The following is an 8,705-nucleotide window of genomic DNA, read 5'->3' as shown; positions in this document are numbered from 1 at the left end:
GGACGGGGTGCGGCGGGCGTTGGGTCGTGAGCCGAGGGACTTCGCCGACTTCGCCCGTGAGGCCGCGGCCTCGGGCGTGTGGAACGTGTGAGCCGGCTCGCCGGTGGCGGCCCCAACCGGCCGCCACCGGGCGGGCGTTGGTCGTACAGCTGAACCTACTCTGGAGGTCGTGTGATGTCGGATCGCAAGACGGTCTGGTCGAGTGAGCAGGGCGTGGGCGCACTGCCCGGGCATGTCCGGGGCTTCGCGCTGATGCACGTGGCGATGCGCCGGGACGCCGCGCGGCTGAGCGCGGCGGCCGCCCGGGGCTCGTCCTCGGCGGCGCTGGCGGACTGGTTCGGGCGGCTGCGGGCGGTCATCGACTGGCACCACCGCAGCGAGGACGACATCCTCTGGCCGTTCCTGCGCCAGCGCGTGCCGGGCTTCGACGGCGGCGGCGTCCTGGAGCAGGACCACGAGGAGCTCGACCGGACGATGAGCCGGGTGGCGCAGGTGCTGGCCTCCGGCGGCGGCGCCGAACTACGGGAGGCCGCAGCGGGGTTCGAGAGCCTGATCCGCGAGCATCTGGGGCACGAGGAGCCGGTGGTGTTCCCGGCCGTCGCGGGGATGCCGGTGGAGGAGTACCTGGGGGTGGAGCGGCGGATCATCCAGAGCGCGCCGACACAGGTCATGACGTACCTGCAGCCGTGGATGTTCGACGGCGCGGACCAGGCGTCCGTCCGGGCGGTGTCGGCGACCATCCCGGCCCCGGTGCGACTGCTCGGCCGGACGGTGCTGGAGCGCCGCTACCGGCGCACCCTGGCCCCGGTGCTGTGACCGCTCCCGGCACCCTCGGGCGGCGCAAGTGCCCTGGCGCGTAGCGGGGTTCCGGTTGTCGCGGTTCCGTTGCGCGCCACGCCGCACGGTGGGCGGTGTCGGTTGTTCCGCTGTTCGTCGGCGCCGCGTTCCGTCGGGCCGGGAGAGTGAAGGGGTCTTGTGATGCGTTCGGATCAGACTGCGGTACCGGTGTCGTACGCGGTTCCGTCGGCCATCGGCGGTGTGCGGCCTGGGAGTTCGCCGCACGGCGGGCCCGGGCAGGGTCGGGCCGCCGGGCCGGTGCTGGCGGCGGCGACGATCGCGATGGGCCTGATGGCGGGCCTGTTCTTCGCCTTCGACGTGTCGGTGATGCCGGGCCTGGCGGCCGGGGACGACCGGACGTACGTGACGGCGATGCAGCACATCAACAAGTCGATCGAGAACGGGATGTTCGGCCTGGTCTTCGTCGGCGCCTTCGCGGCCACCGGTGTGGCGGCCTGGCTGCAGCACAAGGCCGGGCGTCGGCAGGCGGCCCTGTGGGCGGCCGCGGCGACGGTGCTGTACGTCGTGGCGCTGATGGTCACGATGGGCGTCAACATCCCGCTCAACAACCAGCTGGCGGCGGCCGGCGACCCGTCCCAGATCACCGACTTCGCCGGCGTGCGCGCCAAGTTCGAGGGCACCTGGGTGGCCACCAACATGCTGCGCACGCTGCTCTGCACGGCGGGGCTGGCGGCCCTGACCCGCTCCCTGGTCCTGCACGGCAGGTTCGGCCGCGGCGGCCGCTGAGCCGTACCGCGAAGGGCCCGGCACGCCACCTCCGGCGTGCCGGGCTCTTCGCCGTGGCAGTGGCCCTTTGCCGTGGCGGTGGCCTGGTGCCGTTCCGGTGGTCGTTTGCCGGCCGCCGGGCGTTCGGGCGGGGTTCGGGCGGCCGGCATCGACAGCACCGGATGCGCCGGGGCGTGCGCCGGTGCGCCGGGTGGGTGCTTTCGGTCAAGTCGGCTGGAACCCTGTGGAGTTGGCGTTTTGGTGGGTGTCGGGGGAGCATGGGCGGGCCGGGTCGTTGTGCGGCGCGCTCGCGCCGCCGACCGGGCCGCACGGTGATCGGTACGTCCGGTGTGCTGGGGAGGGGGCGGGGTCTGTGGGGCCGGTGGTACGTCCGTTTCTGGTGCGGGGGAGAGCGGTTCCCCTGGCGAGGTATCTGGCAGAGGAGGACATCGAGGGTCTGGTGGCGTGTTCGTGCATCGGGAACGAGGTCACGATCGAGCTCGCGGACACCAGGATCCTGGTGACCGTGGCGGACGTGGCCGAAGCGGTGCGGCTGAACTTCGACATGGTCCAGGACGGCCCGGCCAAGGCGCGCTCCTGGTCCCGACGGCTGCCGGGCGACGCGGGGCCGGGCGAGCTGGCGGCGCGGATAGCGGTGGACGTACGGACGCTGGCCCGCGAGCTGGCGCCGTTGCGGCGCAACCCGCCGCGCGGGGGAACGACCGACGCCAGGTGCCGAGCGGACAGGCATTGACGGCAGGCCCGGGTCCGGCAGCACGTTGCTGCCGGACCCGGGCCGTCGCCGTGCCGACCGGCGTGCCGCGTCAGCGGCCCTGGAGGGAGCGGACGTTGTTGCCGAAGGTCCAGTTCCGGGAGCCGTCCCAGTTGATCGACCAGGTCATCAGGCCCTTGAGTCGGCTCGACGCCCCGCTGCCGTAGGAGTTCCAGGCCTGGGAGACCTGCCCGGTCGACAGGTAGCCGCCGCCCGCGCCGGGCTGCGCGGGCAGGCCGGGGACCTGCCGGTCGAGCGGGACGCGGATGGTGGTGCCCTGGACGGCGAGGCCCTTGTCGAGGCAGGTGGTCTGGGCGGTGAAGCCCTGGACGGTGCCGGCCTCGTAGGAGTCACCGGAGCACCCGTACATGCTGCCGTTGTAGTACTGCATGTTCAGCCACCACAGCCGGCCGTTGTCCAGGTACTTCTTGATGACCGGCAGGTAGGCGCCCCAGATGGAGCCGTACACGATGCTCGCGCCGGTGACGTACGCGGTCTCGGGGGCCATGGTCAGGCCGAAGCCGGGCGGCATGGCGGCGAGGACGCCGTCGATGATGCGGATCAGGTTGGCCTGGGACGGGGAGAGCGAGTTGATGTCGCCGCTGCCGACCAGGCCGGTCTCGATGTCGATGTCGATGCCGTCGAAGTGGTTGGCCTGCAGGATCGGCACGATGGTGGACACGAAGCGGTCGGCGACGGCGCTGTTGGACAGGTCGATGCCGGCCGCCGCGCCGCCGATGGACATCAGGACGGTCAGGCCGCTCGCCTTGGCCTGGCACACCTCGTCGGGGGTGGGCACCTTGACGCCGGTGTCCATCCCGTCCTGCCACAGCGCGGTGCCGTCGGAGAGGATGACCGGGAAGGCCGTGGTGACGACGTTGTAGCCGGCGCCGGTGATGCGCTGGTCGGTCAGCGGGATCCAGCCGAGCGGGGGGTGGACGCCGTTGGCGGCGCCGTCCCAGTTCTCCCAGTAGCCCTGCAGGACCTTGCCGGTCGGGCGCTGCTGCTGGCCGCAGGCGGCGCTGTCGGCGGGCTTGGCGGGGTTCGTGGGGGCGGTGGTGGGGGCGGTGGCGCTCGCCGTGGTCGGGGCGATCGCCGCTACGGCGAGCGCGAGCGCGCCGAGCAGGCGCGCGGTTCTGTGGGCCATGACGGTCTAGCTCCGTTCCGGCCATGGCCGGGGTGCCCCGTGGGGGTGGGGCGGCGTGGGGGTGGCCATGGCGAGGTGACGTGGGGGTGGTCGGTCGGCGGGAAGCCCGGCCGCGGCACGTGCCACCAGGGTGCCTGTCGCGACCCTGGCACGTACGTCGTCACCCGGCAGGGGGCGCGTTGCAGCCGCTGGGAATCGTAGGAGCGCCCTGATGTGCCGTCAATAGGTCTGGACCATTTGGCTCGGTGTCGAGCATCGGCCCGGCCCGGCCCGGTGCTCGGCACCGGGCCGGGGCGTCAGGGCGTCACGGATTCAGGTCGGTCGTACGCAGCTCGGTCGGACGCAGGGCTGCTGAGACGCAGGGCTGTTGAGGCGTCAGGACGTCACCAGCCAGGACAGGCTCCCGGTCAGCTTCTCGCGCAGCGCCGGGTCGGCGACGGCCGGGGTGGGGTCGGTGGCGACGGCGGTGAGCAGGTGGGGCCGGGAACGAGGGCCGGTCGGGCGGAGATCGGCGAGGTCGACCGCGGTGCGCCCGCGCAGCCCGGGCACCTCGCGTCCGTCCAGGTACCAGCGCAGCCGGGTGCCCGCCACCGGGAGGTCGACGGTGAGGCGGTCGGCGGCGGTGAGCCAGGTGCCGGTGGCGGTGGGGCTGGTCAGCGGGGTGGCGTGGCGGTAGAAGCCGGCGATCATCGCCTCCCGCCCGGGCAGGTTGAACTCCCGCCCGAGCGAGCGCATGATCGAGTTCTCGGTCGGTCGGTACAGCCCCGCCGGGTAGTAGCCGCCGCCCTCGTACGCGCCGACCGTCCCGCCGTCGGGCGACGCCTGGCCGAGCCAGCGGGACCACTTGGTGCCCTGCGCGCGCATCCGGTCGGCGGTCAGCGTGCTGATGTTGGCCTCGGCCGGCTCCGCGCCCTGGTAGGTGCCCTGGCCGTCGTACGCGTACTCGTCGGCGAGCTTGCCCAGTGAGTGCCCGGTCTCGTGCACCGCGATCTGCCCGGACTTCGCGTTGCCGCCCGCCACGGTGGCGATGCCCTCGTAGCCGAGCGGGGACTTCACGTCGTTGTAGCCGGCGCCGCCGTACTTGGCGCTGTTGGCCACCACGAGCACCAGGTCCGCCTGCGGGGCCTTGGCCGCGTAGCCCTCGACCGCCTTCTCGTCCACGCAGAGCAGCCGCTCCACTCCGTCGCACCAGAAGTACGAGCCCAGCGCCGTGTGCCGGACGGTCGTCTGGTCCGGGTCCCCGGAGACGCCCGACTCCGGCGAAACGGCCGACACCGCCCAGACGTTGAAGAGCTTGCGGTAGGTGGCGTACGGCTCGACGGCGGTGATCTCGCTCCACTTCTCGGCTGCGTCGGCGCGGAACTTGTCCTGCTCCTGCGCGGCGTAGCCGTCCCCGATCACCACCACGTCGAGCTTGGCGGCCGGATCGCCGTTGCGCACCAGGGCGGTGACGTCGCCGTCGCCCTGGAGCGGGGCCACGCCCTGGGTGTGGGGGGAGACCGTGTACGGCGAGGCGCCCGGGACGCGCGCCCGGGAGATGCCGCCGTCCTCGCCGAACACCTCGACCTCGCGCCGGTCGTCCCCCGTGGCGGTTCCGGGAGCGGCTATGGGGGCGCCTCCGGGCTTGGCCATCGCGGGGGTGCCGCCGAAGAGGGCAGCGGCCAGGGTGACGGTGAGGAGGGTCGCTGCGGTCCTGCTCCTACGGTTCCTGCTGCTGGGCATGGGCGTCCTCTCCGGTGGGTGGCATGAGCGGAAGGTCGCAGCCTATTTCCGGTGTTGAGGACCTGACAACCAGTCGAGTGGTGCTACGCCGTCGAAATTCCCAGGGTGATGGCGGCCGCGAGCAGCCAGGCCAGGATGGCGATGGTCAGGACCACCGCCAGCGGCCACGGCATCGAGAGCAGGATGGCGGCGCCCACGAGCGTGGCGCCCGCGACGAGCGCGGCCATCCCGACCGGGACCAGCCGGGAATCCAGATCCGGGCCGAACGCGCCGTAGGCGATCACGGCCGTTCCCGCGCCGATCAGCAGCCCCAGCTTCAGGAGGGTCAGCCACGGAGTGTGCGGGTTGTCGGCCTGGTGCCCGTGGTACCCGAGCTCGACCACGAGACCTCTCCAGACCTTCAGATCCACGATCGTCCCGGTCTCCACGTCGCGGTAGAAGGCCCTCCCGACGTCGTAGGTGTCGGTGGGCGCCATCTCGCGGGCCACGGTCAGGACGTAGGTGGTCGAATCGCTGTCCTGCTGCACCTCCCTCCTGGTGACCCGCCCGCTCTCCTGCTGCACGCAGTCGGCGCCGGGTCTGACGGCGGGAGTTCCGCACGTCGGGGCGGTGCGATAGGCCCGTCCCTCGTGGTAGGTGTCGACGAACCATGAGAAACCGAGCCCGACCATGGACAGGCCCGCCAGCACGAGCAGACCCTGCACCACCACCCGCACGGCCAGCGCGGCGGCCCGCCTGGGGTGTCGGGCATCCCGCGGTCCGGGCGTCGATGACTTGTCGGATACGGCCACCGGACTCCTCGTCGTCTGGGCTCGGGCCGAGGCGTGGGCCGCCACCCGGCGTGCCTGAGCAGGAACCTGGATGATGGCAGGGAAGCGCTCGGAGTGGGAGGAAACCGGTGCCGCTGTAACGGACTTGTGCCCCGCGGGTGCTGTGGCGACCCGGAGGCCGCGGGTGGGCCCGGCCGTTCGGCGTCAACGCGACCGCGATGTGGCGGAGTTGTGCAGATGCCGGCGGTCACCGACTGGCGCGCGGGTGCCCGGGTAGGCGCCCCTCACGGCCGTCGGCCCGCTCGGGGTCGACGCGTAGCCGTCGGAGGAGGCTGATCCGGTGTCGATGTCCGCTGTGCACCCCATGTCCGTCACGTTCCCCGACAGCCCGCTGCCCGATGTCCCGGTCGACGCGGAGCTCCGCTTCGACACGGCCCTTCCCTACGCGGCCTGCCTGGCGTTCCCGCTGTCGTCGAGCGGCTGCTCCTGCGACGACTTCCGGCTGTGCTGGTACTTCAGCCGCGACCTGCTCGACGAGGGCCGCCACGCGCAGGTCGGCCGCGGCGATGTCAGGGTCGGGCCCGGGTCCGAGGGAGAGGTCTTCATCACCCTGCAGAGCCCTTCCGGGGAGACGGTGCTCAGTGCACCGGAGGACGTGGTCACCGCCTTCCTCGCGGACTCGTTCGCCCTGGTGCCCGCCGGGGCGGAGTCCGACCACCTCGACCTCGACAGCGAACTCGCCCGGATTCGTGACCTCGGCTGAAAGGGCGGCCCCCGTCCGGTACTTCGCCGGGGCCGACTCCGCCTGGTTGGCGGAAGGGCTGCTGGTCTACCTCACCGCCGACCAGGCGGCCGGCCTGCTCACCGCCGTCGGCGAACTCTCCGCCCCGGGCAGCCGGCTGCTGCTGGAAAAGGGCCGGGACGTGACCGGCACCGCAGGACCCGGCGCTCGCCCACATCACCGACCTGTGGCAGGGCGGTCCCGGCCCCGGAACGCACGACTGGCTCGACGCCCACGGCTGGACCACCCGGCTCACCATGCTCGACGAGATCGCCGCCGAGCTCGGCCGCCCGTTCCCGCCCGGCGCGGGGCCGAGCACGACGGGCTTCATCGAGGCGGTGCGCACCGCCGACACCGACCGGATCAGGCCTGGCCGTGCAGGATCAGCGCCCAGGCGAGGCAGCCGAGGGCGGCGGTGCAGAGCAGGGCGCGTAGCACGTTGAAGCGGACCCAGCGGGCTTCGAAGCGGCTTCGGACGCCGGCGGGGTCGGTGATGTGCTTGGGTTCGCCGGCGGCGGCGAGTTCGTCGTTGAGCGGGATGTTGACGGAGCGGGTGACGCCGATCGCGGCGACGTAGAGCGCGAGGGCGGCGATGGTGGCGGGTAGTGCGTGGTGGCCGTCGGAGGGGAGGTGGAGGGCGACGGCGGCGCCGGTGCTGAGGAGGGCGCCGACGAAGCCGAGGACGAACCAGCCGTTCAGGATCGCCACGTTGACGCGCTGCATGACCTCGATGAACGCGCGGTCCTCGACCCGCGCGAGCGCGGGCATGACCGAGCACGCGTAGGCGTAGAACAGCCCGGCGGTCAGTCCGCAGGTGACGGCGGCGGCGATGAGTGTGAGCGTGCGTGCCAGTTCCATGAGCCGGTCCTCTTGTCCCTCTGATCGTCCGCTGGCTGTCCCTACTTCGGGCCCGATCCTCCGTCATTCGGCGATCTCGGGCCAGCCTGCATGCTTGAGAGTCCCTCAAATGCGGTGACGTCAAATCATTTGTCATGCTCCAGAGTTGGTATCGCAAGTATGCCGCCGTACCGCACCCCCCTCCGGAGCGGCCGGACGGGTGCAAGCCCTGGAACCCACCGAGGACCTGCGGGACGTCTTCGACTCGGCGGACGTGGACCCGCACCTGATGAGTGGTGCGGAGACTGGGAGGTCGGTGGGCTCGCCGTGCTCAGCCCGTGGTGGCGCTGCGAGGGATGGTGAGCGTGGTGATCAGGATTCCCTCGGTGGCGGTCCAGCGGCCGTGGTGGGGCGTCGGGTGGTGGGGGTGGCAGGCCGTGAAGGTGTGGTCGGGGCGGAGGTGGACGGTGATGGTGGCGAGGCCGGCCCACTGGCGGGTGAGGGGGTAACAGGCCTTGTAGGTAGCTTCCTTGGCGCTGAAGAGGAGGCGGTCCCAAGGGGTTTGGCCGCGGGGGAGACGGGTGAGATGGCGCTGCTCGTCCGCGGTCGCGGTGAGGTCGAGTACGCCGTGCGGGAGCGGTTCGGCGGGCTCGGCGTCGATGCCGAGCGAGGCGAGGTGAGTCGTGCGGGTGGCTGCGCAGGCGGTGTAGCCGGTGCAGTGGGTGATGCTCCCGGCGATTCCCGAGGGCCAGTCGGGGGCGCCACCCGGCCCGGGGAGTAGGGGTGTCGGGGGATGGCCGAGCTCGGTGAGGGCCTGGCGGGCGAGGGTGCGCGCGGCGGTGAACTGCCGCTGCCGGCGGGGCGATCGGCCGTGGATGTGGCGGCGCTCCGGGTCCAGGAGGGCGCCATGGGGCGGCGGGCCGAAGGCTTCGGTGCAGTGGACGGTCGGTGGGAGGAGCGCGCTGAGCGCGGTGATAGGGGGGGCGGTGGTCATGGCTGCGATTTGACGGCGAGTTCTTGTGTGAATTGGTGGGTGTGGTGGGCGAGGTGGTGGGGGGTTTCGAGGGGGAGGGTGTGGCCGGTGTTGGGGATGGTGATGAGGTGGGTGTGGGG

9 protein-coding genes and 1 pseudogene are annotated in these 8,705 nt (G+C 72.3%); 5 read left to right on the top strand and 5 right to left on the bottom strand.

From position 1 onward, the window contains the following. From ACIOJE_RS40870 to ACIOJE_RS40855, 4 genes and pseudogenes are all read left to right on the top strand, one after another. Nucleotides 1–91: pseudogene (locus tag ACIOJE_RS40870) on the top strand (NmrA family transcriptional regulator); the annotation flags it as partial. Between the two features lie 83 nt (nucleotides 92–174). Next, entirely contained in the window at nucleotides 175–816 is a 642-nt protein-coding gene (locus ACIOJE_RS40865; RefSeq protein ID WP_280686403.1) for a hemerythrin domain-containing protein, read from the top strand. 162 nt (nucleotides 817–978) lie between these two features. After that, nucleotides 979–1,584 (top strand): DUF1772 domain-containing protein, encoded by a 606-nt coding sequence (locus ACIOJE_RS40860; protein WP_400783731.1) that lies wholly within the window; start codon nucleotides 979–981, stop codon nucleotides 1,582–1,584. Between the two features lie 439 nt (nucleotides 1,585–2,023). Continuing rightward, the gene (locus ACIOJE_RS40855; protein WP_280686406.1) at nucleotides 2,024–2,317 is read left to right on the top strand and encodes a hypothetical protein; all 294 of its coding nucleotides are present in this window, start codon (nucleotides 2,024–2,026) and stop codon (nucleotides 2,315–2,317) included. A 70-nt stretch (nucleotides 2,318–2,387) separates the two neighbouring features. On the opposite strand, the gene ACIOJE_RS40850 is transcribed toward ACIOJE_RS40855, so the two are convergent. From ACIOJE_RS40850 to ACIOJE_RS40840, 3 genes are all read right to left on the bottom strand, one after another. Continuing rightward, on the bottom strand, nucleotides 2,388–3,482 hold the full coding sequence (locus ACIOJE_RS40850; RefSeq protein ID WP_400783729.1) for a chitinase: 1,095 nt from the start codon (nucleotides 3,480–3,482) through the stop codon (nucleotides 2,388–2,390). A 375-nt stretch (nucleotides 3,483–3,857) separates the two neighbouring features. Then, entirely contained in the window at nucleotides 3,858–5,204 is a 1,347-nt protein-coding gene (locus tag ACIOJE_RS40845) for a M64 family metallopeptidase (RefSeq protein WP_400783726.1), read from the bottom strand. Nucleotides 5,205–5,287: 83 nt separating this feature from the next. Next, nucleotides 5,288–5,995 (bottom strand): hypothetical protein, encoded by a 708-nt coding sequence (locus tag ACIOJE_RS40840; protein WP_400783723.1) that lies wholly within the window; start codon nucleotides 5,993–5,995, stop codon nucleotides 5,288–5,290. A 325-nt stretch (nucleotides 5,996–6,320) separates the two neighbouring features. Between ACIOJE_RS40840 and ACIOJE_RS40835 the strand changes: the two genes are divergently transcribed. Continuing rightward, nucleotides 6,321–6,737, top strand: a complete 417-nt coding sequence (locus ACIOJE_RS40835; protein WP_400783734.1) for an SsgA family sporulation/cell division regulator — start codon at nucleotides 6,321–6,323, stop codon at nucleotides 6,735–6,737. Nucleotides 6,738–7,118: 381 nt separating this feature from the next. Here the strand turns inward: ACIOJE_RS40835 and ACIOJE_RS40830 are convergent, their stop codons facing one another. Next, nucleotides 7,119–7,613 (bottom strand): DUF1772 domain-containing protein, encoded by a 495-nt coding sequence (locus tag ACIOJE_RS40830; protein ID WP_400783721.1) that lies wholly within the window; start codon nucleotides 7,611–7,613, stop codon nucleotides 7,119–7,121. Nucleotides 7,614–7,923: 310 nt separating this feature from the next. Beyond that, a complete protein-coding gene (locus ACIOJE_RS40825) occupies nucleotides 7,924–8,586 on the bottom strand; it encodes a 4'-phosphopantetheinyl transferase (RefSeq protein WP_400783719.1) in 663 nt (220 codons plus the stop codon). Between the last annotated feature and the right edge of the window lie 119 nt (nucleotides 8,587–8,705).

Origin of the sequence: Kitasatospora sp. NPDC087861 (genome assembly GCF_044742585.1) — a bacterium.
GTDB lineage: Bacteria > Actinomycetota > Actinomycetes > Streptomycetales > Streptomycetaceae > Kitasatospora.
Note: the sequence above shows the minus strand (reverse complement) of the source record. Positions and strands in the feature narration are given on the sequence as shown.